Annotated in this window: 20 protein-coding genes; 10 read left to right on the top strand and 10 right to left on the bottom strand. The window is 61.5% G+C overall.

From position 1 onward, the window contains the following. Position 1 precedes the first annotated feature (1 nt). From J3P89_RS26480 to J3P89_RS26495, 4 genes are all read right to left on the bottom strand, one after another. On the bottom strand, positions 2 to 1,012 hold the full coding sequence (locus J3P89_RS26480; protein ID WP_030141457.1) for a class 1 fructose-bisphosphatase: 1,011 nt from the start codon (positions 1,010 to 1,012) through the stop codon (positions 2 to 4). Between the two features lie 228 nt (positions 1,013 to 1,240). Beyond that, positions 1,241 to 2,557, bottom strand: coding sequence for a DUF3999 domain-containing protein (locus J3P89_RS26485; RefSeq protein WP_434698061.1), 1,317 nt, complete (start codon positions 2,555 to 2,557; stop codon positions 1,241 to 1,243). A 50-nt stretch (positions 2,558 to 2,607) separates the two neighbouring features. Continuing rightward, complete coding sequence (locus tag J3P89_RS26490; protein WP_434696144.1) at positions 2,608 to 6,231, bottom strand: DUF2339 domain-containing protein; 3,624 nt, start codon at positions 6,229 to 6,231, stop codon at positions 2,608 to 2,610. Positions 6,232 to 6,521: 290 nt separating this feature from the next. Next, entirely contained in the window at positions 6,522 to 8,972 is a 2,451-nt protein-coding gene (locus tag J3P89_RS26495; protein ID WP_434570225.1) for a glycogen/starch/alpha-glucan phosphorylase, read from the bottom strand. 255 nt (positions 8,973 to 9,227) lie between these two features. Between J3P89_RS26495 and J3P89_RS26500 the strand changes: the two genes are divergently transcribed. Next, entirely contained in the window at positions 9,228 to 9,665 is a 438-nt protein-coding gene (locus J3P89_RS26500) for a YkgJ family cysteine cluster protein (protein WP_024778075.1), read from the top strand. Between the two features lie 218 nt (positions 9,666 to 9,883). Here the strand turns inward: J3P89_RS26500 and typA are convergent, their stop codons facing one another. Both typA and thiI read right to left on the bottom strand, forming a co-directional pair. Continuing rightward, the gene (gene typA, locus J3P89_RS26505) at positions 9,884 to 11,704 is read right to left on the bottom strand and encodes a translational GTPase TypA (protein ID WP_305497421.1); all 1,821 of its coding nucleotides are present in this window, start codon (positions 11,702 to 11,704) and stop codon (positions 9,884 to 9,886) included. Positions 11,705 to 11,838: 134 nt separating this feature from the next. Next, positions 11,839 to 13,293, bottom strand: coding sequence for a tRNA uracil 4-sulfurtransferase ThiI (thiI, locus tag J3P89_RS26510; RefSeq protein WP_434696145.1), 1,455 nt, complete (start codon positions 13,291 to 13,293; stop codon positions 11,839 to 11,841). Between the two features lie 328 nt (positions 13,294 to 13,621). Between thiI and glnA the strand changes: the two genes are divergently transcribed. The 6 genes from glnA to ntrC all read left to right on the top strand — a co-directional run bounded on the left by glnA (position 13,622) and on the right by ntrC (position 19,815). Beyond that, complete coding sequence (gene glnA / locus J3P89_RS26515; protein ID WP_186638815.1) at positions 13,622 to 15,028, top strand: type I glutamate--ammonia ligase; 1,407 nt, start codon at positions 13,622 to 13,624, stop codon at positions 15,026 to 15,028. 119 nt (positions 15,029 to 15,147) lie between these two features. Further along, positions 15,148 to 15,705, top strand: a complete 558-nt coding sequence (locus J3P89_RS26520) for a chorismate mutase (protein WP_434696146.1) — start codon at positions 15,148 to 15,150, stop codon at positions 15,703 to 15,705. A 195-nt stretch (positions 15,706 to 15,900) separates the two neighbouring features. After that, the gene (locus J3P89_RS26525) at positions 15,901 to 16,419 is read left to right on the top strand and encodes a DUF4124 domain-containing protein (RefSeq protein ID WP_434696147.1); all 519 of its coding nucleotides are present in this window, start codon (positions 15,901 to 15,903) and stop codon (positions 16,417 to 16,419) included. Beyond that, positions 16,416 to 17,042, top strand: coding sequence for a DUF4124 domain-containing protein (locus J3P89_RS26530; RefSeq protein WP_434696148.1), 627 nt, complete (start codon positions 16,416 to 16,418; stop codon positions 17,040 to 17,042). Before J3P89_RS26525 ends, J3P89_RS26530 begins: the two co-directional genes overlap by 4 nt. A gap of 254 nt (positions 17,043 to 17,296) precedes the next feature. Next, complete coding sequence (gene glnL, locus J3P89_RS26535) at positions 17,297 to 18,382, top strand: nitrogen regulation protein NR(II) (protein WP_434570233.1); 1,086 nt, start codon at positions 17,297 to 17,299, stop codon at positions 18,380 to 18,382. Next, positions 18,379 to 19,815 carry a nitrogen regulation protein NR(I) gene (ntrC, locus tag J3P89_RS26540; RefSeq protein WP_186613250.1) on the top strand — a complete coding sequence of 479 codons (1,437 nt, stop codon included), beginning with the start codon at positions 18,379 to 18,381 and terminating at the stop codon, positions 19,813 to 19,815. Before glnL ends, ntrC begins: the two co-directional genes overlap by 4 nt. A 496-nt stretch (positions 19,816 to 20,311) precedes the next feature. On the opposite strand, the gene J3P89_RS26545 is transcribed toward ntrC, so the two are convergent. Further along, the gene (locus J3P89_RS26545; RefSeq protein ID WP_434602557.1) at positions 20,312 to 20,752 is read right to left on the bottom strand and encodes a hypothetical protein; all 441 of its coding nucleotides are present in this window, start codon (positions 20,750 to 20,752) and stop codon (positions 20,312 to 20,314) included. Here J3P89_RS26545 and trmL point away from each other — a divergent pair. Then, positions 20,751 to 21,206 (top strand): tRNA (uridine(34)/cytosine(34)/5-carboxymethylaminomethyluridine(34)-2'-O)-methyltransferase TrmL, encoded by a 456-nt coding sequence (gene trmL / locus J3P89_RS26550; protein WP_092401422.1) that lies wholly within the window; start codon positions 20,751 to 20,753, stop codon positions 21,204 to 21,206. The two genes, J3P89_RS26545 and trmL, sit on opposite strands and share 2 nt — an antisense overlap. Positions 21,207 to 21,336: 130 nt before the next feature. Here the strand turns inward: trmL and secB are convergent, their stop codons facing one another. The 3 genes from secB to J3P89_RS26565 are packed head-to-tail and all read right to left on the bottom strand — an operon-like array spanning position 21,337 to position 22,528. Then, positions 21,337 to 21,819, bottom strand: coding sequence for a protein-export chaperone SecB (gene secB / locus J3P89_RS26555; RefSeq protein ID WP_305497429.1), 483 nt, complete (start codon positions 21,817 to 21,819; stop codon positions 21,337 to 21,339). 39 nt (positions 21,820 to 21,858) lie between these two features. Further along, positions 21,859 to 22,113, bottom strand: coding sequence for a glutaredoxin 3 (grxC, locus tag J3P89_RS26560; RefSeq protein WP_434696149.1), 255 nt, complete (start codon positions 22,111 to 22,113; stop codon positions 21,859 to 21,861). A 1-nt stretch (position 22,114) separates the two neighbouring features. Beyond that, a complete protein-coding gene (locus J3P89_RS26565) occupies positions 22,115 to 22,528 on the bottom strand; it encodes a rhodanese-like domain-containing protein (protein WP_305497431.1) in 414 nt (137 codons plus the stop codon). A 152-nt stretch (positions 22,529 to 22,680) separates the two neighbouring features. Here J3P89_RS26565 and gpmI point away from each other — a divergent pair, with 152 nt between their 5' ends. Together gpmI and J3P89_RS26575 are read left to right on the top strand one after the other, a co-directional pair. After that, positions 22,681 to 24,210 (top strand): 2,3-bisphosphoglycerate-independent phosphoglycerate mutase, encoded by a 1,530-nt coding sequence (gene gpmI / locus J3P89_RS26570; RefSeq protein ID WP_434696150.1) that lies wholly within the window; start codon positions 22,681 to 22,683, stop codon positions 24,208 to 24,210. A 267-nt stretch (positions 24,211 to 24,477) separates the two neighbouring features. After that, a complete protein-coding gene (locus J3P89_RS26575; RefSeq protein ID WP_434696151.1) occupies positions 24,478 to 25,770 on the top strand; it encodes a murein hydrolase activator EnvC family protein in 1,293 nt (430 codons plus the stop codon). Positions 25,771 to 25,778 lie beyond the last annotated feature (8 nt).

Genomic DNA, 25,778 nt, shown 5'->3' on the forward strand with positions numbered 1-25,778 from the left:
TTTATTCCTTGTGGTAGGCCGTGGCGCGCGCCACTTCTTCCTTCGAGCCGAGGAACACCGCTACGCGCTGATGCAGGCCTTCAGGCTTGATGTCGAGAATGCGTTGGTGGCCATCGGTGGAAGCGCCGCCCGCCTGTTCCACCAGGAACGACATCGGGTTGGCTTCGTACATCAGGCGCAGTTTGCCCGGCTTGGATGGCTCGCGGCTGTCGCGCGGGTACATGAACAAGCCGCCACGGGTCAGGATGCGGTGCACATCGGCAACCATCGCGGCGACCCAGCGCATGTTGTAGTTCTTCTTCAGCGGGCCTTCTTCGCCGGCCAGCAGCTCGCTGACGTAGCGTTGTACCGGGGCTTCCCAGTGACGCTGGTTGGACATGTTGATGGCGAACTCCTGGGTGGTCTCAGGAATGGTGATGTCTTCATGGGTCAGGACAAAACTGCCCATTTCGCGATCCAGGGTGAAGCCTTTCACGCCGTCGCCCAGGGTCAGCACCAGCATGGTCTGAGGCCCGTAGATGGCATAGCCGGCGGCGACCTGTTCGGTGCCTGGCTGCAGGAAGGCCTTTTCGTTCAACGCTTCGTTCTGGCTCAGGTACTCGTTCGGGCAACGCAGTACCGAGAAGATGGTGCCGACCGGCGCGTTGATGTCGATGTTCGACGAGCCGTCCAACGGGTCGAACACCAGCAGGTAGGCGCCCTTGGGATACTTGCCCGGGATCTGGTAGGCATTGTCCATTTCCTCGGACGCCATGCCGGCCAGGTGACCGCCCCACTCGTTGGCTTCGAGCAGGATTTCGTTGGACAGTACGTCGAGCTTCTTCTGCACTTCGCCCTGCACGTTCTCGGTGCCCATGCTGCCAAGGACACCACCCAGCGCGCCCTTGGAAACGGCGTGGCTGATTTCCTTGCACGCACGCGCCACCACTTCGATCAAAAAGCGCAGATCGGCAGGGGTATTGTTGCTGCGGGTCTGCTCAATCAAATAGCGACTCAAGGTAACGCGGGACATGGACGGCTCCGAAGAATAGGGGGCGGAAAACCCGCGCAGTTTAGCGCGAGTCGGGAGTTAATTCCTCCTATGAGACGGGATATGGAGGATTGAGTTCACGGGGTGGCGGTTGCTCGTGATTTTGAGGTGGCAGGGAGACCGCTTTCGCGAGCAAGCCCGCTCCCACATTGGAACGCGGATTCCTGTGGGAGCGGGCTTGCTCGCGAAGCAGACAACTCGGTTTGCATTTCAGGATTTGACCGGTGGCTTGCGCAACAGGCTGAACGCCATCGCTGCGAGGAACAGCACACTCAGCAGCAAGACCGCCCATAAGCCGATTTTTTTCCAATTGGTCTCGACGGGCGCAGGCGTGGTTTCGACTCTCGGGGTCGACGTGGCCGTGCCGTTCACCGTCGCCGTACCCAACGTCGCCAGCCGCGAAGGTTTGTAGTCGGGCACCAGCGTGGTCAATGGCAAACTGGCCGCCTTGACTGTCGAGCTGCCCAGCGCCAGGCGCCAGGGGCCCTCGCCGCGCGCCAGGAACACCACCTGGGTCGGACGCACGGCAAAGCGCAGGGCCGGGGCCTCGGCGCCCAGGCCGCCGCCGCGCTCGTCCACTGTCAGCTTCAGTTGTTGAACGGTCTGGCCGGACAGCTGCAGCTGGTTTTGCAACACGTCCAGGCCATTCTGGGTCAGGCGATAGAGCAGACCGCTGCCCATCGGCTGCCAGGGTTGGCTGCTTTCGCGGCGACCGGCCAGGGTCGCCGGCGCCAGGGTGTTGGCCTGGCTCAACTCGATCTGCACCTGTTCGACGTTCAACCCCATGGGTAACTGCCAGGTGTATTCGCCAGCCTTGGTCGTGCCACCAGCCAGCGGCTGCGACCAGACCAACGGCAGCGGCAGACTCTCGCGGCTGGCGCTTTGCAGCTGGGCCGAGGTCAGCACCGGCGCCGAGGACGGCGAATCCCACAGCAGTCGCAAGTAGCGCGCCGACTGCCCCGGCAAGCTCACCTCATGCTGCTCGACCCGCTCATCGGCAAACGTCAGCCGGGCGATCTGGCCTTCGCCCCACGACTGCCAGTGCTGCAAGTCGTCGCTGGCTTCGATGGTGAAGCGCTGGAAGCCATCGCGCTCGCTGGTCCAGTCGAGGATCAGTTGCTGCAACGGCGCCTTGATCGCGCTGGCGTCCAGCAACCAGCCGCGCAACTCTTCCTCGCCCGCCTCGAGCCGACTGGACGGCTGGACTTCCACCAGCGTGCCGTTGGCGTTCGATTGCACACGCACGCTGGGCGCACGCTCGCTGTCATCGGCGGCGTTGTACAGCGGGAACCATTTCACATCGGTGAGCGTGCGACTTTCCCGGCTCTGCGCCGACTCGCGAACCAATGCGTAGGCCTGGGCCTGGCCCGCCGCGTTGAAGACCCGCAAGTCGCTCAGGTCGGTCTGGCGCGCCTGCAACTGCACGTCCAGCGGCAACGCCAGGCGATACCACGGCCCCTCGCCGCTCAAGGCCAACGGCACCTGATGGGCGAAGTCTTGCGGTTGTTCCTGTGCCCCGGCCGACATGGCCACCCACAATCCCACCACGCCCAGCCCGATTCGACTCAACTTGCGACTCAAGATGACACTCCCTCACTGACAGGCATCGGCGGCTCGGCATCCACGGCCGGCTCCGGGCGTTTGGGCGGCAGCGGCGCAAAGTAGCCGACCACCAACAGCAACACGCCCACGCCGATAAACGACACGATCCGCGCCAGACCACCACGGTTACTCAATTCGACAAAGAACAACTTGGCCACCACCACCGCAATCAACGCCGCGCCGATCAGCCACACCTCGCGACGATGCCGCAGGTGGCCGCCAATCATCAGGCCCAGGGCGATCAGGGTCCAGACAATGGACAATCCGGCCTGCACGAACATCGATTCAAGCAATGCATCCAGCTCGAACGGGACATCCATCCACTGGTGCGCAGTGCGCATCACCAGGGCGGTGAAGAACGCGAACAGCGACACACCGGCGATCAACTGAGCGACCTGTCCGATCCGACTCCAGCGGTTCGTCGTTTGCTCCACGGCATTGCGGGCCCACACATAGATACCGAACAAGGCGAACAGCAGACCCAGTTCCAACGGATTGAGCAACGGCACATAAGGCAGCGGCTCCGAGTTGCCATCACTGAACGTGTTGGTCAGCCAGAACCAACCGAGCATCAACAGTGCCATGGGCGCCGCCGCGTAGACGCGGTATTCGCGCGGTTGGGCCGACACCGGCCACGGCAAGGTACGCGGCGTGGCCATCAGCACCAGGTAGAGGCCCGGCAGGATCGCCCACGCCAACCACCGCCAGGCATTGTACTGCTCGGACAGCAACAGCAGGCCGTAACGCAACTCCAGCATCAGCACCGCCATCAACAACCAGCAACCGAGCACATGGGCGGTGCTGCGCGCCTGGGCCGGCAGCGTCGCGGCCAGGCGCTTGAGCGACAGGAAATGCACGGCAAATACCGCCAGCCAGGCCAGCCAGCCGAAATCCGCCGCCGGGTGATAACGGCTGTGCCCGATCGCCACCAGCACACAGCCTGCTGCTGGAATCAACAAGGTGCACAGTAACCCCAGCGCCGGCCATTTCAAGCGCAGCGACAAAACGCTCCACACCGCCACACTGGCGGCCGCGACAATCAACAACAAACTGCCTTGCAGGTTTTGCGGGGCAAAGCGCAGCACTTCGCTGCCCCACGCCAGCGCCCACCAACCAGCGCCCCAGATCAGCAGCAGCTCGGACAGGCGCTGCAAACTCAAGGCATCGAGTTCCCGCGCCGCGTGCGCCTTTTGCAGACGCCATGCGCCCACCAGCGCAGCCAGCCCCAGCACCAGCGGTGTCCAGAATCCGCTGTGGGCCAAGGGACGCAGGTCCTCGGCATCAAGCGAGCCCAGCAGCGCCGGCCCTGCCATCAGGAAAGCCGCACCGCCAATCACTTGCAGCAGCAGGCCAAAGACAAAGCTCACGCGCTGCTTCAGGTACAGGCTCAGCCAGATGATCAACAGACCGCTGGCCGCCCACACGCCGCTCGCCGTTTGCCAGGGCAACACGAACAGTACCGCGAGATTGATCAGCACCAACCCGGCCAGCAACACCACCGACAAGCCGCGCAGCAAGCGCACATCGTTGCGCACCATGTCGTCGCGCGCCGCCAGCAACATACCGCCGATCAATGCCAGGCCGATCAACGAGGCGCTGAGCAGACCGCTCCAACCGGCGTTGAACACCGCCGCCGAATCGCCTTCGGCGCCTTGCAGACGCAGCAGGAACAGCGCACCGCCGAGCAGTTGCACGGCGAACGCGGTAAACAGGAAGCTGCGTGATTGCAGGCGCAGGCCGACGACCAGCGTCGCCAGCCCGGCCAACGCCCAGGCGATGGCAGTACCATGAATAAAGAAAAACAGCGGTGCCAGCAGGTAGAGGAAGCCAAGCCCCAGCACCGCCAGCACGGGTTGCCCGCGCAGCTCCCAACTTGCGGCGTGCCCGGGCTCGGCCTTGCGCAGTTGGTAGAAGCTGAACAGCAAGGCACCACCGAGCATCAACGCGCCCAGCCACGAACCTTCCAGCAGGCTACCTTCGCCGCTATGCAGTTCGCTGACGAAGGCCAGCGCCGCCCCCAATTGCAGCAACAGGGCAAAGATTCGCGCAAAAGGTCGCTGCTGACGCAGGCCGAGCCAGAAGATCCCGGCGCCTTCCACCGCCCACGCTGCGGCAGTCCAACGGGCGTCGAGGCCAAGGGGAATCGCCAGGCTGGTGAAAATCACGCCCAGGGCCAGGCAGGTTTCGGCCAGCAATACAGCGCGCCCGCCCATCAATACGCGGGCCAGCCCCATGTAGATCATGCCCAGGGCCAGGGCGCTGAAGGCGGCGGCGAATTCCAGATGCTGCACCAACGCGAACTGCAAGCCGAAGCCCACCAGCGGCGGACCGAACAGCATGCTGCCGTCCACATAGTCGCCCTTGCGCGCCGACCAGCGCAGCAGCGCTTGGCGGCTGTCATCTTCAGGCGCATCGCTCAATTCCAGCAACTTGCGCCGGGTGAACAGCAACCCGATCGCCAGGTACATCAGGAAGAACACGATTAGGAACGGCTCAGTGCTCCAGAGCAGTTCCGGTGTATAGGAGCGCAGGCCCCAGGCGAAACCGATGCCGAAGGTGCCGACGAAGCCGATCAGGTTGAGCAGGCGCCAGGCGCGGAACCAGGCAATCGCGAAGATGCCGGTATTGAGCAGGATGAAATAGCTGAACAGCGCGACATGGTTGCCGCTGCCGGTGGAGGTCAGGATCGGCGCGGCGAAGCCGCCCAGTGCGGCAGCTGCCGCCAGCCCCAGGGCATTCTGGGTAACGGCCAGGATCGCGGAAAACACCGTGACTGCAACCAACAGGCCCAGGGCAGCCTTGGAATCGAGCAGCGGGTGCAGGCGCATGGCGGCGAACACGGTCAGGTACAGCACCGCGATCCCCGTCCCCTGCAACATCAACGCATAGTTGCTGTTGCGGTGGCGCAACCACCAGCCCAGGCCCAACAGGCCCAAGGCACTGGCCGCGACGCCGGCGTAACGCAACTCGATCGGCACTACCATGCCTTCAGTGGCGTAGCGCAGCAGGAAGGCCAGGCCGAGGAACAACAGCACCACGCCGACCCGCAGCACGGTGTTGCCGCCGAACAGCCAGTTGCGCGCGCCCGTCCAGGCACGATCGATCAGATTCGGACCGCGAGGGGCCGTCGGCTCGGTAGTCCTCGGTTCCAGGGGCAGAGGTTCGAAGTCGCGGGTTGCGCGCCGACTGGATGTTTCGGGCGCGGGTTTCCAAACGTCATCGGGCAACGGCTGGCTGGCCTGGGTGGCCATCGCGGGGATTGGTTCGAGTTCTGGCGGCAGCTGCCAGATGAGCTCCGGCTCGGTGCGCGCCTCGGGCTTCGCCGCTTGGGCAACGACAATTTCCGGTGCTGGAGCCGGTTCACTCGGTTCGGCCACGTTGCCGCGTTCGAGCACCGCCAGACGCGCTTCCAGCGTGAGCAAGCTGCGTTGGGCATCTTGCAGCAGGATCTGTTGCTTGGCGGCCTGGATACCCAGGCGTCCCAGTCGAAACGACTGGGCGATGCCAAGCCCCACCAGCGCACCGATCAGCGCGTCGGCAAACGACTCTTCCACCACCCAGCCGAGTGCCAGGCCCAACAGTGTCAAAATCCATTGCATATGGTCGATATCCCTAAGCGGCCCGTTGCGGGCATGACCGGGGTGATGTGGGGTCTGGCTCAGTCTAGTGGAAAACCCCGAAACCCTGTGGGAGCGAGCTTGCTCGCGATGGCGGCGTGTCGGGCAATATGAATGTCGCCTGATACACCGCTATCGCGAGCAAGCTCGCTCCCACATTGGATTCCTGGCATTTCCAGTACTGGTCCGGCCACACTGCCCGGCGAAACTGACGCCTAGTATATCGACGAAGCCCTACCGCCGTTGGGCTTCGCTCACATTTCTTGCAACAGTCAGTCCAGGGCCTTCCAGATATCGGTGGCGTATTCGCGAATGGTCCGGTCCGAGGAGAACCAGCCCATGCGCGCGGTGTTGAGCACCGCCGAGCGCCACCACTGCTTGGGATCGTGCCACCTCTCCTCGACTTTGGCCTGGGCGTTCCAGTAGGCGTCGAAATCGGCGCAGACCAAGAAGCGGTCGTAATCCACCAGCGAGTCCACCAACCCGGTGTAGCGCATCGGATCGTCCGGGGAGAACACCCCGCCACGAATCGCCTGCAGCACATCGTTGAGGCGATGGGACGCGGCGATGTCCGGCGCGGCACTGAATTCGCCGTTGCGCTTGCGCGCTTCCACCTGCTCGGCGGTCAGGCCGAAGATGAACATGTGCTCGCCACCGACGCGGTCATGCATTTCCACGTTGGCGCCGTCCATGGTGCCGATGGTCAGCGCGCCGTTGAGGCCGAACTTCATGTTGCTGGTACCCGAAGCCTCGAAACCGGCCGTGGAAATCTGCTCCGAGAGGTCCGCCGCCGGGATGATGCTTTCGGCCAGGCTGACGTTGTAGTTGGGCAGGAACACCACTTTGAGCAAGCCGCGCACGGTCGGGTCGTTGTTGACCACCCGGGCGATGTCGTTGGTCAGCTTGATAATCAGCTTGGCCTGGTGATAACTGGCGGCGGCCTTGCCGGCGAAGATCTTCACCCGCGGCACCCAATCCACCTCAGGCTCGGCGCGGATCGCCTGGTACAGCGCCACGGTGTGCATCAGGTTGAGCAACTGGCGTTTGTACTCGTGGATCCGCTTGACCTGCACGTCGAACATCGCCGCCGGGTTGACGGCAATGCCCAGCCGCTCGTGGATCAGGTAGGCCAGGGCTTTCTTGCTGTGCAGGCGCTGCTCGGCGAATTGCTTGCGGAACGCCGGTTTGTCGGCAAACGGCTCCAGTTCGATCAGCCGCTCCTCGGGGTTGTCGAGCACGCTCGGGCCGAGGGCGTCGACCATCATCGAGGTCAGTTCGGCGTTGGCCTGGAACAGCCAGCGGCGGAAAGTGATGCCGTTGGTCTTGTTGTTGATCCGGTCCGGATAAAGCTTGTGCAGCTCAGAAAATACGGTGCTGCGCATCAGTTGCGTGTGCAGTCCGGACACGCCGTTGACGCTGTGGGAACCGAGGAACGCGAGGTTACCCATGCGCACCCGGCGACCGTTGTCTTCTTCGATCAGCGACACCGAGCGCAACACGTCGAAATCGTGCACGCCCTTGGCCCGCAGCGAATCGATATGCTGGGCGTTAATCAGGTAGATGATCTGCATGTGCCGCGGCAACATGCGCTCCATCAGCCCCACCGGCCAGGTTTCCAATGCTTCTGGCAGCAGCGTGTGGTTGGTGTAGGAGAGCGTGTCCTGGGTGATCTGCCAGGCCGCGTCCCACGCCACGTCGTAGACGTCCACCAATTGGCGCATCAGCTCGGCCACGGCAATCGACGGGTGGGTGTCGTTGAGCTGGATCGCCGCGTGATCGCCCAGGGTCAGTACCGAGGTGTGCATGTTGCGATGGCGGCGCAGCAAATCCTGCAGCGAAGCAGCGACGAAGAAATATTCCTGACGCAGGCGCAGTTCCTGGCCGGCTTCGGTGCTGTCGGCCGGATACAGCACGCGGGAAATACTCTCGGCGCGGGCCACTTCCGCTACGGCGCCGAGGTGGTCGCCAGCGTTGAAGCGCTCCAGGTGCAGGTCTTCCACGGCTCGGGCACGCCACAGGCGCAAGGTATTGACGCTGGCGCCGCGCCAGCCGACGACCGGCGTGTCATAGGCAATTGCCCGCACGGTTTCGGCCGGAGACCAGACCTGCCGGGTCTTGCCGGTGTCGTCGGTGACTGTCTCGACGCTGCCGCCGAAGCCGATCGGGTAGACGACCTCCGGCCGCTCGAATTCCCACGGGTTGCCGAAGTCCAGCCAGTGTTCGGTCTGCTCCTGTTGCCAGCCGTCGACAATCGCCTGGCGGAACAGGCCGTGCTCGTAACGAATGCCATAACCATGGCCGGCGATACCGAGGGTCGACATGCTTTCCATGAAGCACGCCGCCAGACGGCCGAGACCGCCGTTGCCCAAGGCCGCGTCGGGCTCCAGCAGACGGATGCGCTCAAGGTCCACACCCAGCTCGGTCAAGGCTTCGCGGGCGGTGTCCAGCAAGCCGAGGTTGCTCAGGCTGTCGTACAGCAGCCGGCCGATGAGAAACTCCAGGGAGAGGTAGTAGACGCGCTTCTGGCCCTTTCGGTAGATCTGTCGCGTATGGTCCATCCAGTGTTCAACCATATGGTCGCGGGCAGCGAGGGCGATGGCTTCGAACCAATCGTGATCAAACGCATGATCGGGGTCCTTGCCGACGGCATAAGTGAGTTTGGTCAACACGGCGTCGCGAAAAGCCGCAACCTCGGCTTCGCGAACAAGTGGTTCTTGAGTCATTGATGAGACCTCGAACGAGCATGGAAATGTCTGAGCCTAGACGGTCTGACAGACGGTACGGGCTCTTGGTTCGGTGGTTTTTCCCCGGTGTCGGAGAATCGCCGCCAGAGAATTGCCAGATAGCCGAGTGAATGCAGGGGCCGTGCCGGTCCAGGCGGGGTTTTGCCGCGAGGTAAAAAAAACCGGCAGATGGTCGTTCAAAATTTCACCAGTCCCGGTATGATCGCGCGCCCTGATGCATGCTGGTAAACCGTGATGATGAAGCCCAACCTGATCGCCGCCGCGGAGATCGACCGACTCGATACCTGGGCGAAGTATTCCGCCCCGATGTGCGGTTCCTGCGTGTCGAGCTGCTGCACGCTGCCGGTGGAGGTCAAGATCAAGGACCTGATCCGCATCGGCATCGTCGATGAGTTCGAGCTGGGCGACCCGCCGAAAAACATCGCCAAGCGCCTGCAAAAGGAAGGGATCGTCGAGCGCTACAACCAGAAATCGGAAATCTTCACGCTCCAGCGCATGAGCAACAACGATTGCCTGTATCTGGATCGCAAGAGCCGGCTGTGCACCATTTACGAAAAGCGCCCGGATACCTGCCGCAATCATCCACGGGTCGGGCCACGGCCTGGGTATTGTGCCTACAAGCCCAAGGAAGTGGAGCGCGAGCGTAATCCGCGGACTTTGGATCGGTTTTGATCTATTGCTGATTCAGCAGCGCCTGAACCGTCGCCATCGCGAGCAAGCTCGCTCCCACAGTGGATTTATGTCGGACACAAAATCTGATCCGCTGAAAATCAACTGTGGGAGCGAGCTTGCTCGCGATGAGGCCCCAACAGGCGCCGCATAACTTCCAGGCATAAAAAAACGCCCCCGGTCTCACAACCGGGGGCGTTTTTCATTCAGCCTGGGCTAAATCAGTTCTTGGCTTTCTTGGCGGCGCGGGTACGCTCGCTTTCGTCCAGGATCTTCTTGCGCAGGCGGATCGACTTAGGCGTCACTTCGCACAGCTCGTCGTCCTGGATGAATTCCAGAGCCTGTTCCAGGGTGAAGCGAACAGGTGGAACCAGGGCGATGGTTTCGTCTTTGCCCGAAGCACGCATGTTGTCGAGCTTCTTGCCCTTGGTAGGGTTCACGCCCAGGTCGTTGTCACGGCTGTTCAGACCAACGATCTGGCCGCCGTAGATTTCCTGGCCGTGCTCAACGAACAGCTTGCCACGCGCCTGGAGGGTTTCCAGGGAGTAGGTCAGTGCCTTGCCGGTTTCAACCGAAACCAGAACGCCGTTCTGACGGCCGGACATGTCGCCGGACTTCATCACGTCGTAACGGTCGAAGATCGAAGTCAGGATGCCAGCGCCGTTGGTCAGGGTCAGGAACTGGTTACGGAAACCGATCAGACCACGAGCAGGGATGTTGTATTCCAGACGTACACGGCCCTTGCCATCCGGCACCATGTTGGTCAGGTCGCCCTTACGCAGGCCCATCTCTTCCATCACCTTGCCCTGGGATTCTTCCGGCAGGTCGATGGTGACGTTTTCGAACGGTTCGTGCTTCACGCCGTCAACCAGACGGATGATCACTTCGGGACGGCCTACAGCCATTTCGAAGCCTTCGCGACGCATGGTTTCGATCAGAACCGAGAGGTGCAGTTCGCCACGGCCCGAGACCTTGAACTTGTCAGCCGAGTCGCCTTCTTCAACGCGCAGTGCAACGTTGTACAGCAGCTCTTTGTCCAGACGTTCCTTGATGTTACGGGAAGTCACGAACTTGCCTTCTTTACCGCAGAATGGCGAGTCGTTTACCTGGAAGGTCATGGAAACGGTCGGCTCGTCGACGGTCAACGGCTTCATCGCTTCAACGGTGTCCGGGTGGCACAGGGTGTCGGAGATGAACAGCGAGTCCATGCCGCTGATGCAGACGATGTCGCCGGCAGCTGCTTCTTCAACGTCTACACGGTGCAGACCGTGGTGACCCATCAGCTTGAGGATACGACCGTTGCGCTTCTTGCCGTCGGCACCGATAGCCACGACCGGGGTGTTCGGCTTGACGCGACCACGAGCGATACGGCCAACACCGATCACACCCAGGAAGCTGTTGTAGTCCAGTGCCGAGATCTGCATCTGGAACGGGCCGTCACGGTCGACTTTCGGCGCGGGTACGTTGTCGACGATCGACTGGTACAGCGGGGTCATGTCGTCAGCCATTTCGGTGTGGTCCAGACCGGCAATACCGTTCAGGGCCGAGGCGTAGACGACTTTGAAGTCCAGCTGTTCTTCGGTGGCGCCCAGGTTGTCGAACAGGTCGAAGATCTGGTCCAGAACCCAGTCCGGACGCGCGCCTGGACGGTCAACCTTGTTGATGCAAACGATCGGACGCAGGCCGGCTTCGAAGGCCTTCTTGGTCACGAAACGGGTTTGCGGCATAGGGCCGTCCTGGGCGTCGACCAGCAGCAGCACGGAGTCGACCATCGACATCACGCGCTCGACTTCACCACCGAAGTCGGCGTGGCCCGGGGTATCCACGATGTTGATGTGGTAGCCGTTCCAGTTGATGGCGGTGTTTTTCGCCAGGATGGTAATACCGCGCTCTTTTTCCTGGTCGTTGGAGTCCATCACGCGCTCGTCGTTGAGCTCGTTGCGCTCCAGGGTGCCGGATTGACGCAAGAGTTTGTCTACCAGGGTGGTCTTACCATGGTCAACGTGAGCAATGATGGCGATGTTGCGTAGATTTTCGATCACTTGTGTATCTCGATCAGAGGATTCGGTGTGCTGACAGGTCGTGGCAGCGATTTACAGTAGAGTCCGACAGTTACAGCGTGTCGGCGGCGTCGGGGGGCCGGTGACGCAGGCCACAGGCAAACAGCCCCGGGCACTTAGCTCGGTCGATAAACGCGCACATTGGCATGCCCCTCACTGAGCAAATGATGGGCATGCAGGCGACTCATCACGCCTTTGTCGCAATACAGCAGGTACTGGCGAGTAGGGTCCAGTTCCTTGAAACGCGCGTTCACTGCATAGAACGGCATCGTTTGTACCTCGACGCCGGCGACGCTCAGCGGGTCGTCTTCAGCATCGTCCGGGTGACGGATGTCGATGATGATCTGACCGGCCAGCGCTTCGCCGACTTCTTCAATCTGAATGTCCTGGCCCAATTCGTCGATGACCCGATCGATCGGCACCAGCCTGGCGTTCTCGATCGCGCGTTCGAGTACCGCCATGTCGAATTCTTTCTCTTCGTGCTCCACGCGCCCGCGCTTGGCCGCCGTCTTCGGATTGACCGAGATGACCCCGCAGTACTCCGGCATGTGCCGGGCAAAATCGGCGGTGCCGATCTGGGTGGCCGTGTCGATGATGTCCTGCTTGTGGCTGGCGATCAGTGGCCGCAGCACGAGTTTCTCGGTCACGCAGTCGATCACCGACAGGTTCGGCAGCGTCTGGCTCGAAACCTGGGAAATCGCCTCGCCGGTGACCAGCGCGTCGATGTGCAGGCGGTCGGCGATGCTCGTCGCGGCACGCAACATCATACGCTTCAAAATGACGCCCATATGACTGTTATCGACTTTGCCGAGAATCTCGCCCAGGACTTCCTCGAACGGCACGCTCACAAATAACACGCGCTGGGAGCTGCCGTACTTCTTCCAGATGAAGTGCGCCACTTCCATGACGCCCAGTTCGTGGGCGCGCCCGCCGAGGTTGAAGAAGCAGAAATGGCTCATCAAGCCGCGACGCATGATCTGGTAGGCGGCGACGGTGGAGTCGAAACCACCGGACATCAATACCAACGTCTGTTCCAGCGAACCCAGCGGATAACCGCCGATGCTGTCGTGCTGGCTGTGGATCACGAACAACCGCTGGTCGCGAATCTCGATGCGCACTTCAACTTCAGGGTCTTTCAGGGAAATACCGGCCGCGCCGCACTGCCGGCGCAACTGGCTGCCGACATAACGCTCGACGTCCATCGAGCTGAACGGATGCTTGCCGGCGCGCTTGCAGCGTACCGAGAAGATCTTGCCGGCCAGGGCGTCACCATAATGGAGCATGCACTTGGCGAGGATATCGTCGAAGTCCCCCAGCGGATATTCGTCGACCTGGAGGAAATGCGCGATGCCCGGCATGCAGCTCAGGCGCTCGGTCATTTCCTTCAAGGCCTTGGGTTCGCTGACGCGGGTTTCCAGTTCGAGGTTGTCCCACACGCCATTCACCACCACGGCCGGGTCCAGGTCACGGAGCACGGCACGGATGTTCTTGGCCAACTGGCGGATGAAACGCATCCGTACCGGGCGGCTCTTGATGGTGATCTCGGGGAAGACTTTTACGATTAGTTTCATGAAAACAGCGCGCGAACGGCCAGCCGAAAAAGGGGGGCGCGGATTATAGCGGAAATTGCTCAAGGTTTAACCAGTTAATCTGCAATTGGTTTTGGCCGCACCAAAACAGGTCACATTCCACAAAAGACGCCACATTGCGGTGCGCAATTGTCCGACAATCCGCGTCCAGCCCCTTTCAAAAGCGAGGATTTGGTGCAAAAAACCCATGCTGGGGCACTGGCATGCAAATTGCTCCCTTGTGAGGCAGGTTGCCTTGGCAGAGTATTCGCGCCGGCATCACCCATATCTAAGGGCACACCATTACCGCCCGAAGCCACCCGGAGGACATATGTCGAAGTCGGTTCAACTCATCAAAGATCATGACGTCAAGTGGATTGATCTGCGCTTCACTGACACCAAGGGCACTCAACATCACGTGACCATGCCGGCCCGTGATGCGCTGGACGACGAATTTTTTGAAATCGGCAAGATGTTCGACGGTTCCTCCATCTCCGGCTGGAAAGGCATCGAAGCCTCCGACATGATCCTGATGCCGGACGACGAAACCGCGGTCCTCGATCCGTTCACCGAAGAGCCGACCCTGATCCTGGTTTGCGACATCATCGAACCTTCGACCATGCAAGGCTATGACCGCGACCCACGCGCCATCGCCCACCGCGCCGAGGAATACCTGAAGTCCACCGGTATCGGCGACACCGCTTTCTTCGGTCCTGAGCCTGAGTTCTTCATCTTCGACTCGGTCAAGTTCAAATCCGACATCTCCGGTTCCATGTTCAAGATCTTCTCCGAACAGGGTTCGTGGATGTCCGACCAGGACGTGGAAGGCGGCAACAAAGGCCACCGTCCAGGCGTCAAAGGCGGCTACTTCCCGGTTCCGCCGTTCGATTTCGACCACGAAATCCGTACGTCCATGTGCAACGCGCTGGAAGAAATGGGCCAGACCGTCGAAGTTCACCACCACGAAGTGGCGACTGCCGGCCAGAACGAAATCGGCGTGAAGTTCAACACGCTGGTCAAGAAGGCTGACGAAGTCCAGACCCTGAAGTACTGCGTGCACAACGTTGCCGACGCCTACGGCCGCACCGCGACCTTCATGCCGAAGCCTCTGTACGGCGACAACGGTTCGGGCATGCACGTGCACATGTCGATCTCCAAGGACGGCAAGAACACCTTCGCTGGCGAAGGTTATGCCGGTCTGTCGGACACCGCCCTGTACTTCATCGGCGGCATTATCAAGCACGGTAAGGCCCTGAACGGCTTCACCAACCCGTCGACCAACTCCTACAAGCGTCTGGTTCCAGGCTTCGAAGCACCGGTCATGCTGGCCTACTCGGCTCGCAACCGTTCCGCCTCGATCCGTATTCCTTACGTGAACAGCCCTAAAGCCCGTCGTATCGAAGCGCGCTTCCCGGATCCGGCTGCCAACCCATACCTGGCCTTCGCAGCACTGATGATGGCCGGCCTGGACGGTATCCAGAACAAGATCCACCCCGGCGATGCCGCCGACAAGAACCTGTATGACCTGCCGCCTGAAGAGGCCAAGGAAATCCCACAGGTTTGCGGTAGCCTGAAAGAAGCCCTGGAAGAGCTGGACAAGGGCCGTGCGTTCCTGACCAAGGGCGGCGTATTCAGCGATGACTTCATCGACGCTTACATCGCGCTGAAAAGCGAAGAAGAAATCAAGGTTCGCACCTTCGTACACCCACTGGAATATGAGCTGTACTACAGCTGCTGATCCGGTAGCGCCGTCACGTACGGCGTGAAATAAAAGAGGCCTCCTTCGGGAGGCCTTTTTCATGGGCACCGGTTACAGGCATGATGCCTCGTCGCTCCTCCATAAAGACGAGACTGCCCATGACTCCGCGCCTCAAGCTCTGCCTTGCCCTGTCCGCCGCACTGCTGGCCACCAGCGCCGAAGCGAGCAACGCCCCCGAAGCCCTTACTCCACTGCTGAACGCCATCGGCGAACGCCTGACCATCGCCGATCAGGTGGCGTTGAGCAAATGGGACAGCGGCAAACCGGTGGAGGATCGCCAGCGCGAGCGTGAAGTCATTGCCGCCGCCGTCGCCCAGGCGCCGGCCTACAAACTGACCGGTGAAACCGTGGAAGCGTTTTTCGCCGCCCAGATTGAAGCCAACAAACTGGTGCAATACATCAACCTGTCCGACTGGGCCCTCGACGGCAAGGCCCCGGACCTGCCACGCCCGGACCTGGTGGGCGAGATCCGCCCCAAACTCGATCGACTGCAAAAACGTCTGTTGCAGCAACTGGCCGACTTCGCCCCCTACCGCACCGACCCGCAGTGCCCGCAATGGCTGGCCCGCGCCACTCACCACAACAAACAACACCCAATACACAGGCTTGCCTTGATCCGAGCAACCGCCGAGCTGTGCGTGTCCGCAAAATCCTGACACACACCAAAACTCCCCCCTGTGGGAGCGAGCCTGCTCGCGATGAGGCCAGCACATTCAACACCTCAGCGCCTGACACGCCGCCTTCGCGAGCAAGCTCGCTCCCACAGGAAATACGTGCAACACAGCAACTGGGCCAACCAGCCACGCTGGCCTATGCTGCACCCATCACCTTTCGTTTTCGGTCGATTTTCCATGGGTCGTGTTTTCTCAATCATCTTCTTATCGCTGTTGGCATTGCCTGCTACCGCGCAGATCTACAAATACACCGACGCCGACGGCAACACCGCCTACAGCAATCAGCCGCCCGACGGCGTACCAGCCCAGGCCGTGGAATTGCCGCCGCTCAACAGCGTGGAGTCCCAGACACCGGCCAGCCGCGAAGCACCTGCGGCCACGCAAGGCAGCGACGCGCCGCGTAACGCCTATGACATCCTGGAACTGACCGACATCCCCACCGAAGAAGCCCTGCGCGCCAATAACGGCACCTTCACCGTTGGCGTCCGGGCGCAGCCGCGCCTGCAAGGCCCGCATCTGTTCAGGCTATTGCTGGACGGCCAGCCGTACGGGCAGCCGAGTAACGTGCCGCGCCTGCAACTGGTGAACATCGACCGCGGCGAACACAGCCTGGCAGTCCAGGTCATCAACGGGGAACGTCTCGTGCAACAAAGCGAAACCGTTACCTTCACTGTCCAGCGGATTCACCTTCCATGATCCGCTGGCTGCTCGCCCTCGGCCTGCTGCTGGTGGCGCTACCGAGCCTGGCGCAGGTCTTCACCTACATCGATGCCCAGGGCAATCGCGTCTTCACCGACCAGCCACGCCCCGGCAACGCGAAGAAAGTACCGCTACCGCCCGGCAACCGGATGCCGGCCACGCCCTCCGGGACTACGCCGACGACGACCGCCGAAAAGCCACCCGCCAAGCCCTTGTTCCGATACGAGATGCTCCGGCTGCTGATACCCGAGCCAGATGCGACGATACGCAGTACCGCGGGGGAACTGATCGTCACCGCCACCAGTGAGCCCGGTTTGCAGAAAGGTCACCGCTACCGTCTGCTGCTGGACGGCAAGCCCACTGGCGAGCCGGGACCCAGCCCAGTGTTTGCGCTGAAGAATATTGATCGCGGCACGCATCACCTGGCAGTGGAGATCCTCGACGAGCAAGCGCGAATCGTCGAGCGCACCGCCAACCAGCCCTTCCACATGCAGCGCATGTCCCTGGCGCAAAAGCGCCGCGTCAAACCCTGTGCTATCGCCGACTACGGCCAACGCCCCGAATGCCCCCTGGCGGACAAGCCCGAGGAGGAAAAAAGCAGCATCCTGCCCTTCTTCTAATGCCATTCAGGATGGCGCACCATGTCAGTGCACAGCTCTGCACCTCTACCCAGATTCCAACCCATTTTGGTTCGAAACTACCCGCAAAAACTGGCAGAACGCCACACAGATGGGCGAGAAAAGGCTATTTGACGCCTGAAACGCTTCTTTTCGGAGCCTTGGTTTGGTTTTTGCATTTTGCTGGTATCAGCGCATGAATCGCGCGCGCGATTTGGGGGCCTGCCCTTGATCGCTACGCTTTAAAAGAGGTCCTGATGACCATTAGCGACGCACTACACCGTTTGCTGCTCGACAATCTCACCACCGCGACCATCCTGCTCGACGCCGAACTGCGTCTGGAGTACATGAACCCGGCGGCAGAGATGCTCCTGGCCGTCAGCGGCCAGCGCAGCCATGGGCAGTTCATCAGCGAACTGTTTACCGAATCCGCCGAAGCGCTGAATTCCCTGCGCCAGGCCGTCGAACAGGCTCACCCGTTCACCAAGCGCGAAGCGATGCTCACCGCCCTGACCGGCCAGACCCTGACGGTCGACTACGCGGTAACGCCGATCCTCAACAACAATGCCACCCTCCTGCTTCTGGAAGTCCATCCCCGTGATCGCCTGCTGCGCATCACCAAGGAGGAGGCGCAATTGTCCAAGCAGGAAACCAGCAAGATGCTGGTGCGCGGCCTGGCCCATGAGATCAAGAATCCGCTGGGTGGCATTCGTGGCGCGGCGCAGTTGCTCGCCCGGGAACTGCCGGAAGAAAGCCTCAAGGACTACACCAACGTCATCATCGAAGAAGCCGACCGCCTGCGAAACCTGGTGGATCGCATGCTTGGCTCGAACAAGCTGCCCTCACTGGCGCTGTGCAACGTTCACGAAGTACTGGAGCGCGTCAGCAGCCTGGTGGAGGCGGAGAGCCAGGGTTGCATCACCTTGGTGCGCGACTACGACCCGAGCATTCCCGACGTCCTGATCGACCGCGAGCAGATGATCCAGGCGGTGCTGAACATCGTGCGTAACGCCATGCAGGCCATCAGCAGCCAGAACGAGCTGCGCATGGGTCGCATCAGCCTGCGCACCCGCGCCATGCGCCAGTTCACCATCGGTCATGTGCGCCATCGCCTGGTGACCAAGATCGAAATCATCGACAACGGCCCGGGCATCCCTGCGGAACTGCAGGAAACCATCTTCTTCCCCATGGTCAGCGGCCGCCCGGACGGTACCGGGCTGGGCCTGTCCATCACCCAGAACATCATCAGTCAGCATCAGGGCTTGATCGAATGTGAGAGCCACCCCGGCCACACCACTTTCTCGATCTTCCTGCCACTGGAACAAGGAGCCACATCGACATGAGCCGTAGTGAAACCGTGTGGATCGTCGATGACGACCGTTCTATCCGCTGGGTCCTGGAAAAAGCCTTGCAACAGGAAGGCATGACCACCCAGAGCTTCGACAGCGCCGACGGGGTGATGAGCCGCCTGGCCCGTCAGCAGCCGGACGTCATCATTTCCGATATCCGCATGCCCGGCGCCAGTGGCCTGGACTTGCTGGCGCGGATTCGCGAGCAACATCCGCGGCTGCCAGTGATCATCATGACCGCTCATTCCGACCTGGACAGCGCCGTGGCGTCTTACCAGGGCGGTGCGTTCGAATACCTGCCCAAGCCGTTCGACGTCGACGAAGCCGTGTCCCTGGTCAAGCGCGCCAACCAGCACGCCCAGGAGCAACAAGGCCTGGAGGAAGTCCCGGCCCTGGCCCGCACCCCGGAAATCATCGGCGAAGCGCCGGCGATGCAGGAAGTGTTTCGCGCCATCGGTCGACTGAGCCATTCCAACATCACCGTGCTGATCAACGGTGAATCGGGTACCGGCAAGGAATTGGTTGCCCACGCCCTGCACCGCCACAGCCCGCGTGCGGCGTCGCCGTTCATTGCGCTGAACATGGCGGCGATTCCCAAGGACCTGATGGAGTCCGAGCTGTTCGGCCATGAAAAAGGCGCGTTCACCGGCGCGGCCAACCTGCGCCGGGGCCGCTTCGAACAAGCCGATGGCGGTACGTTGTTCCTCGATGAAATCGGCGACATGCCGGCTGACACCCAGACCCGGCTGCTGCGGGTACTGGCCGACGGCGAGTTCTATCGAGTCGGCGGGCATACGCCGGTCAAGGTCGATGTCCGGATCATCGCCGCGACCCACCAGAACCTGGAAACCCTGGTCCACGCCGGCAAGTTCCGCGAAGACCTGTTCCATCGCCTGAACGTGATCCGCATACACATCCCGCGCCTGGCGGACCGTCGCGAGGACATCCCGACCCTGGCCCGGCACTTCCTCGGCCGTGCGGCCCAGGAGCTGGCGGTGGAGCCCAAGCTGCTCAAGAGCGAGACCGAGGAATACCTCAAGAACCTGCCGTGGCCCGGCAACGTGCGCCAGCTGGAGAACACCTGCCGCTGGATCACGGTGATGGCGTCGGGTCGCGAAGTGCACATCAGCGACTTGCCACCGGAACTGTTGAGCCTGCCACAGGATTCGGCGCCGGTGACCAACTGGGAACAGGCCCTGCGCCAATGGGCCGACCAGGCCCTGGCCCGCGGTCAATCGAGCCTGCTCGACAGCGCCGTCCCGGCCTTCGAACGCATCATGATCGAAACGGCCCTCAAGCACACCGCCGGCCGCCGCCGCGACGCCGCCGTGCTGCTGGGCTGGGGCCGCAATACCTTGACTCGCAAGATCAAGGAATTGGGGATGAAGGTTGATGGTGGGGATGATGATGAGGGGGATGAGGGTTGACCGGCCTTTGACCCTGTGGGAGCGGGCTTGCTCGCGAAAGCGGTGTATCAGACAAAGTGATGTCGACTGATACACCGCATTCGCGAGCAAGCCCGCTCCCACATTGGATCTTTGTGCACCGCTTCAATGCACTACGAACCGCAATTGCACATGCACCTCAAGCCAAAACCAATCGACCCAACTCGAAAAAAACCGCACAAACAAAAGCAAAAGCCCCGGAATACGGGGCTTTTTCGCATCTTCAGCAGTTTTTTGTGACAAGCCATTTAAAACTGGCACGCCCCCTGCAATAACCCAATCATTACCCAGTTTCGGGGACCTTGGTACAGGCAGGCCGGGGATTCCCCTCTTTTACACCGGGCTCATCGAGCCCACTGTTTTGGGGGCCTTGATACAGGCAGGTCAAGGTTTCCCTTCTTTACATCCGGGCTGCGCCTTCACGGCAAGCCCTCCCGTTTTGGGGACCTTGGTACAGGCAGGCCGGGGATTCCCTCTTTTATTGCTCCTGGAGACGGATCTCCAGCCGCCAGCGGTCATCGACTTCGCTGCCGGTCCACTCCCCTCGCAACGGACGCGCCGCCACCAAAGTCAGCAACAGCCCCTTGTCACTCAACCGCACCCGCCAGTTCACGTCCTTGCCGTTGAGCTTGAGCTGGCCTTTCTGCGGCCGACCTTGCGCCTGAAACAACAGCGCCACAGTGCCGTCGATGATTTCCCCATGGAGCTCCGGTTCGTTGTTGAACCAGGCCACCAGCCCTCCCTGGGTGACCTCGACCTGTTGCAGCTCGCTCGGATCGGGCGTTGTCAGGCGGCCGATCATCAGCCCGACCATCATGCCGACGATCGCCAGAGAGCCCATCACCCGAGGCAATAGCTTCGAACGTCGATCGGTTTGCGGCGTAGAATGCCGCTCATCTTTATCTGCGGAGCCGTGCATGTTTCACGTCATCCTTTTTCAACCGGAAATACCACCCAATACCGGCAACGTCATCAGGCTGTGCGCCAACAGCGGCTGCCACCTGCACCTGATCGAACCGCTGGGCTTCGAAATGGACGACAAGCGCCTGCGCCGCGCCGGCCTCGACTACCACGAGTATGCCACCTTGCAGCGGCACGCCGACTTGGCCAGTTGCCTGGAAAGCCTGGGGCATCCGCGTCTGTTCGCCTTCACCACCAAGGGCTCGCGGCCGTTTCATGACGCCAGCTTCGTCGCCGGCGATGCATTCCTGTTCGGCCCGGAAAGCCGTGGCCTGCCGGCCGAAGTGCTCGACGCACTACCGGCGGACCAACGCTTGCGCTTGCCGATGCGTGAAGGCTGCCGCAGCCTGAACCTGTCAAACACCGTGGCGGTGGCGGTTTATGAGGCGTGGCGGCAGAACGGCTTTCAGTAGCAGCGCATAACAAATGTGGGAGCGAGCCTGCTCGCGAAAGCGTCAGCTCAGTCGGTACTTGATTGACTGATATACCGCTTTCGCGAGCAGGCTCGCTCCCACAGGTTTGATACTCGGCTGAAAGCGCCGTTTACTGGACGGTCGCGCCGCCTTCTTGTTGCATGCGCTGCAGCTCTTGCGCGTACAGGGCATCGAAGTTCACCGGGGCCAGCATCAGGGCCGGGAACGAGCCGCGGGTCACCAGGCTGTCCAAGGTTTCGCGGGCGTACGGGAACAGGATGTTCGGGCAGAACGCGCCCAGGGTGTGGCTCATCGAAGCGGCATCGAGATTCTTGATCAGGAAGATACCGGCCTGCTGGACTTCGGCGATGAACGCGACTTCGTCGCCATTCTTCACGGTCACCGACAGGGTCAGCACCACTTCGTGGAAATCTTCTTCCAGGGCTTTCTGGCGGGTATTCAGGTCCAGGGCCACGCTCGGCTCCCACTGCTGGCGAAAGATCGCCGGGCTTTTCGGGGCTTCGAAGGACAGGTCGCGAACGTAAATGCGCTGCAAGGAGAATTGCGGTGCGGCTTCTTCTTCAGTGGCAGCTGTGTTCTGTTGGTCAGTCATCGCAGATCCTTCTTACTTTCAGGTTCTATTAATTGGAATTCAGGCCTTGAGCAGCGCGTCGAGCTTGCCGGCGCGCTCCAGGGCGAACAGGTCATCGCAACCGCCCACGTGGGTGTCGCCGATCCAGATCTGCGGCACGGAGGTACGCTCGGCCTTCCTGGTCATCTCGGCGCGCAACTGCGGCTTGCCGTCGACCTTGATTTCTTCGAAGGCTACGCCCTTGTTCTTGAGCAGCATCTTGGCTCGGGAGCAATAGGGGCAGTAATCGCTGGAATAGACAACTACGTGGGGCATGTCACTTCACCAAGGGCAGATTGTCGGCTTTCCAGCTCGCAACGCCACCAGACAGTTTCGCGGCGGTGAAGCCGGACTTCATCAGTTCGCGGGCAAGGGTACCGGCCTGCTGGCCTTGGGCGTCGACCAGGATCAGCGTCTTGGCCTTGTGTTTTTCCAGTTCGGCCACACGAGCGATCAGTTTGTCCTGAGGAATGTTCAGCGCGCCGACGATGTGACCGGCGGCGTAATCCTTGGTCGGACGGATGTCGACCACTACGCCGGCGTCCTTGTTGACCAGCGCGGTCAGCTCGCCGGTGCTCAGGCTGCGTCCGCCGCCCTGCATCGTGTGGGCAACCAGCAACGCCAGCAGTACGACGAAGATACCGACGAGAATGTAGTGGTTAGTGGCAAATTCAATCAGGTGAGCAACCATCGAAGGAGGTTCCAGGGCGTTAAAATGTCGGCCAGTATACACAGCACGCAAGGCCGGCCAAACCCCGCCCGGCGGTGACGGCACCGGAACTTACCTTTAAACTGCCCGTCCCTTTTCCATCGTCTTCTTTTAACCAGCCACGAGTGGATTCCATGACTACCACGCCTAAACCTTTGGTCCTGATGATTCTGGACGGCTTCGGTCACAGTGACAGCCACGAATCCAACGCCGTCTACGCGGCCAGGAAGCCTGTGCTGGATCGCCTGTGGGCCACCGTGCCGAACGGCTTGATCTCCGGCAGCGGCATGGACGTCGGCCTGCCCGACGGGCAGATGGGCAACTCCGAAGTCGGCCACATGAACCTCGGCGCCGGCCGCGTGGTGTATCAGGACTTCACCCGCGTAACCAAATCGATCCGCGACGGCGAATTTTTCGAAAACCCGACCATCTGCGCTGCCGTGGATAAAGCCGTGGCTGCCGGCAAGGCCGTGCACTTCATGGGCCTGCTGTCCGACGGTGGCGTGCACAGCCATCAGGACCACCTGATCGCCATGGCCGAGCTGGCCGCCAGGCGCGGCGCTGAAAACATCTATCTTCACGCCTTCCTGGATGGCCGTGACACGCCGCCGAAGAGCGCCGAATCGTCGATCAAATTGCTGGACGACACGTTTAAGACCCTCGGCAAGGGCCGGATCGCCAGCCTGATCGGCCGTTACTTCGCCATGGACCGTGACAACCGCTGGGACCGCGTCGCCCAGGCCTACAACCTGATCGTCGACGGCAATGCGGAATTCCACGCCGCCACCGCGCAAGAAGGCCTGCAAGCTGCCTACGAACGTGGTGAAAGCGACGAGTTCGTCAAGGCCACAACCATCGGCGAGCCGGTAAAAGTCGAAGACGGCGACGCCGTGGTGTTCATGAACTTCCGCGCCGACCGTGCCCGCGAACTGACTCGCGTATTCGTCGAAGACGATTTCAAGGAATTCGAGCGCGCCCGCCAGCCGAAGCTGGCCGGTTTCGTGATGCTGACCCAATACGCCGCCAGCATTCCCGCGCCATCGGCCTTCGCTGCCGGCAGCCTGGAAAACGTGCTGGGTGACTACCTGGCGAAAAACGGCAAGACCCAGCTGCGCATCGCGGAAACCGAGAAGTACGCCCATGTGACGTTCTTCTTCTCCGGCGGCCGCGAAGAGCCCTTCCCGGGCGAAGAGCGCATCCTGATTCCGTCGCCGAAGGTCGCCACCTACGATCTGCAACCGGAAATGAGCGCGCCGGAAGTGACCGACCGCATCGTCGACGCCATCGAGAACCAACGTTACGACGTGATCGTGGTCAACTACGCCAACGGTGACATGGTCGGTCACAGCGGCGTGTTCGACGCAGCGGTCAAGGCGGTGGAATGCCTGGACACCTGCGTCGGCCGCATCGTCGAGGCGCTGGAAAAAGTCGGCGGTGAAGCGCTGATCACCGCCGACCACGGCAACGTCGAGCAAATGTCCGACGAGTCCACCGGCCAGGCCCATACGGCCCACACCACTGAGCCGGTGCCATTCATCTATGTCGGCAAGCGTGACTTCAAGGTCCGCGACGGCGGCGTATTGGCCGACGTCGCACCGACCATGCTGATGCTGCTGGGCATGGAACAGCCGGCGGAGATGACCGGGACTTCGATCCTGGTCTGACGTCGCAGCATTGAGCACTGTTTGTGTGGCGAGGGAGCTTGCTCCCGTTCGATGGCGCAGCCATCGCAGAGGCTTCTGGCTTGATCTATTGTCGAGGGGCTGCTTCGCAGCCCAGCGGGAGCAAGCTCCCTCGCCACAGCAAGCTCGCTCCCACATTGGTTCTTGGTGTTTTTTCGGCCAGTTATCACACAGCCCCAAATGGGCGTTTTTTTTGCAGCGTGGGGCGGGCATACTAGGCCGTCCCTTTCCCTGGTGCCACCCGCCTCTATGCTCCGCGTCCTGATAGCCCTTGCTCTGACCTGCCTGCTCCAACCGGCCTTCGCGGACGAGCGCGCGCAAACCCAACAACAGTTGGAAGCCACGCGCCAGGACATCGCCGAGCTGAAGAAGCTGCTGAACAAGTTGCAGGAAGAAAAATCCAGCGTGCAGAAAGACCTGCGCGGCACCGAAACCGAGATGGGCAAGCTGGAGAAGCAGGTCGACGCCCTGCAGAAAGAGCTGAAGAAAAGCGAATCCGAGTTGCAACGCCTCGATGGAGAGAAAAAAAAACTCCAGAGCGCGCGCACTGAACAGCAAAAGCTGATCGCCATCCAGGCACGGGCGGCCTACCAGAACGGTCGCCAGGAATACCTCAAGCTGCTGCTCAACCAGCAGAATCCCGAGAAATTCGCCCGCACCCTCACCTATTACGACTACCTGAGCCAGGCCCGCCTGGAGCAGCTCAAGAGCTTCAATGAAACCCTGCGCCAGCTGGCCAATGTCGAGAAAGACATCGAGCTGCAGCAAGCCCAGTTGCTCGTGCAGAAAAGCAGCCTCGACACCCAGCGTGAAGAACTCGAGAAGGTTCGCAAGGAGCGCCAGGTGGCCCTGGCCAAGCTCAATGACGACGTGAAGGCTCGCGACAGCAAGCTCAAGGCCCGCGAACAGGACCAGGCCGAACTGGCAAATGTCTTGAAAACCATCGAAGAAACCTTGGCTCGCCAGGCTCGGGAGGCGGAAGAAGCGCGGCAGAAAGCGCTGATCGCCCAGCAGGAAGCCGAAAAAAAGCGTTTGCGTGAAGCCCAGGCCGACGCCGATGCCGGCGAAGCCCCGCGCAAGCCGGCTAAATCCAGCCCCGGCGCAGTGGTTTCCAGCGATGGCGAAACCTTCGGCGGCGCTTTTGCTTCAGCCCGGGGCAAACTTCCATGGCCGGTCAATGGTCGATTACTTGCACGCTTCGGTGAAACCCGTGGCGACGATACCCGCACCAAGTGGGACGGCGTGATGATCAGCGCATCCGCCGGTAGCCAGGTGCACGCTGTACATGCCGGGCGCGTGGTGTTTGCCGACTGGCTGCGCGGTGCCGGCCTGCTGGTGATCCTCGATCACGGCAACGGATACCTGAGCCTTTACGGCCACAACCAGACGCTGCTCAAATCGGCGGGTGATGTGGTCAAGGCCGGCGAGTCCATCTCCACGGTCGGCAACAGTGGCGGGCAGGACACGCCAGCACTGTATTTTGCTATTCGCCAGCAGGGTCGCCCCAGTGACCCGGCACAATGGTGTCGTGCGCAAGGATAAGCGCGCCC

Source organism: Pseudomonas sp. Z1-14 (assembly GCF_051132005.1).
In the GTDB taxonomy this organism is placed as follows: Bacteria; Pseudomonadota; Gammaproteobacteria; order Pseudomonadales; family Pseudomonadaceae; genus Aquipseudomonas.

Excerpts from the sequence above, each read along its gene's own strand:
- J3P89_RS26490 (WP_434696144.1), bottom strand. The coding sequence starts at position 6,231 with ATGCAATGGATTTTGACACTGTTGGGCCTGGCACTCGGCTGGGTGGTG.
- grxC (WP_434696149.1), bottom strand. The coding sequence starts at position 22,113 with ATGCCCCACGTAGTTGTCTATTCCAGCGATTACTGCCCCTATTGCTCC.
- thiI (WP_434696145.1), bottom strand. The coding sequence starts at position 13,293 with ATGAAACTAATCGTAAAAGTCTTCCCCGAGATCACCATCAAGAGCCGC.
- trmL (WP_092401422.1), top strand. The coding sequence starts at position 20,751 with ATGTTTCACGTCATCCTTTTTCAACCGGAAATACCACCCAATACCGGC.
- J3P89_RS26500 (WP_024778075.1), top strand. The coding sequence starts at position 9,228 with ATGATGAAGCCCAACCTGATCGCCGCCGCGGAGATCGACCGACTCGAT.
- J3P89_RS26485 (WP_434698061.1), bottom strand. The coding sequence starts at position 2,557 with ATGTCGGCCGGGGCACAGGAACAACCGCAAGACTTCGCCCATCAGGTG.
- J3P89_RS26545 (WP_434602557.1), bottom strand. The coding sequence starts at position 20,752 with ATGCACGGCTCCGCAGATAAAGATGAGCGGCATTCTACGCCGCAAACC.
- J3P89_RS26480 (WP_030141457.1), bottom strand. The coding sequence starts at position 1,012 with ATGTCCCGCGTTACCTTGAGTCGCTATTTGATTGAGCAGACCCGCAGC.
- glnA (WP_186638815.1), top strand. The coding sequence starts at position 13,622 with ATGTCGAAGTCGGTTCAACTCATCAAAGATCATGACGTCAAGTGGATT.
- J3P89_RS26530 (WP_434696148.1), top strand. The coding sequence starts at position 16,416 with ATGATCCGCTGGCTGCTCGCCCTCGGCCTGCTGCTGGTGGCGCTACCG.
- gpmI (WP_434696150.1), top strand. The coding sequence starts at position 22,681 with ATGACTACCACGCCTAAACCTTTGGTCCTGATGATTCTGGACGGCTTC.
- J3P89_RS26520 (WP_434696146.1), top strand. The coding sequence starts at position 15,148 with ATGACTCCGCGCCTCAAGCTCTGCCTTGCCCTGTCCGCCGCACTGCTG.
- J3P89_RS26575 (WP_434696151.1), top strand. The coding sequence starts at position 24,478 with ATGCTCCGCGTCCTGATAGCCCTTGCTCTGACCTGCCTGCTCCAACCG.
- glnL (WP_434570233.1), top strand. The coding sequence starts at position 17,297 with ATGACCATTAGCGACGCACTACACCGTTTGCTGCTCGACAATCTCACC.
- J3P89_RS26495 (WP_434570225.1), bottom strand. The coding sequence starts at position 8,972 with ATGACTCAAGAACCACTTGTTCGCGAAGCCGAGGTTGCGGCTTTTCGC.
- J3P89_RS26525 (WP_434696147.1), top strand. The coding sequence starts at position 15,901 with ATGGGTCGTGTTTTCTCAATCATCTTCTTATCGCTGTTGGCATTGCCT.
- ntrC (WP_186613250.1), top strand. The coding sequence starts at position 18,379 with ATGAGCCGTAGTGAAACCGTGTGGATCGTCGATGACGACCGTTCTATC.
- secB (WP_305497429.1), bottom strand. The coding sequence starts at position 21,819 with ATGACTGACCAACAGAACACAGCTGCCACTGAAGAAGAAGCCGCACCG.
- J3P89_RS26565 (WP_305497431.1), bottom strand. The coding sequence starts at position 22,528 with ATGGTTGCTCACCTGATTGAATTTGCCACTAACCACTACATTCTCGTC.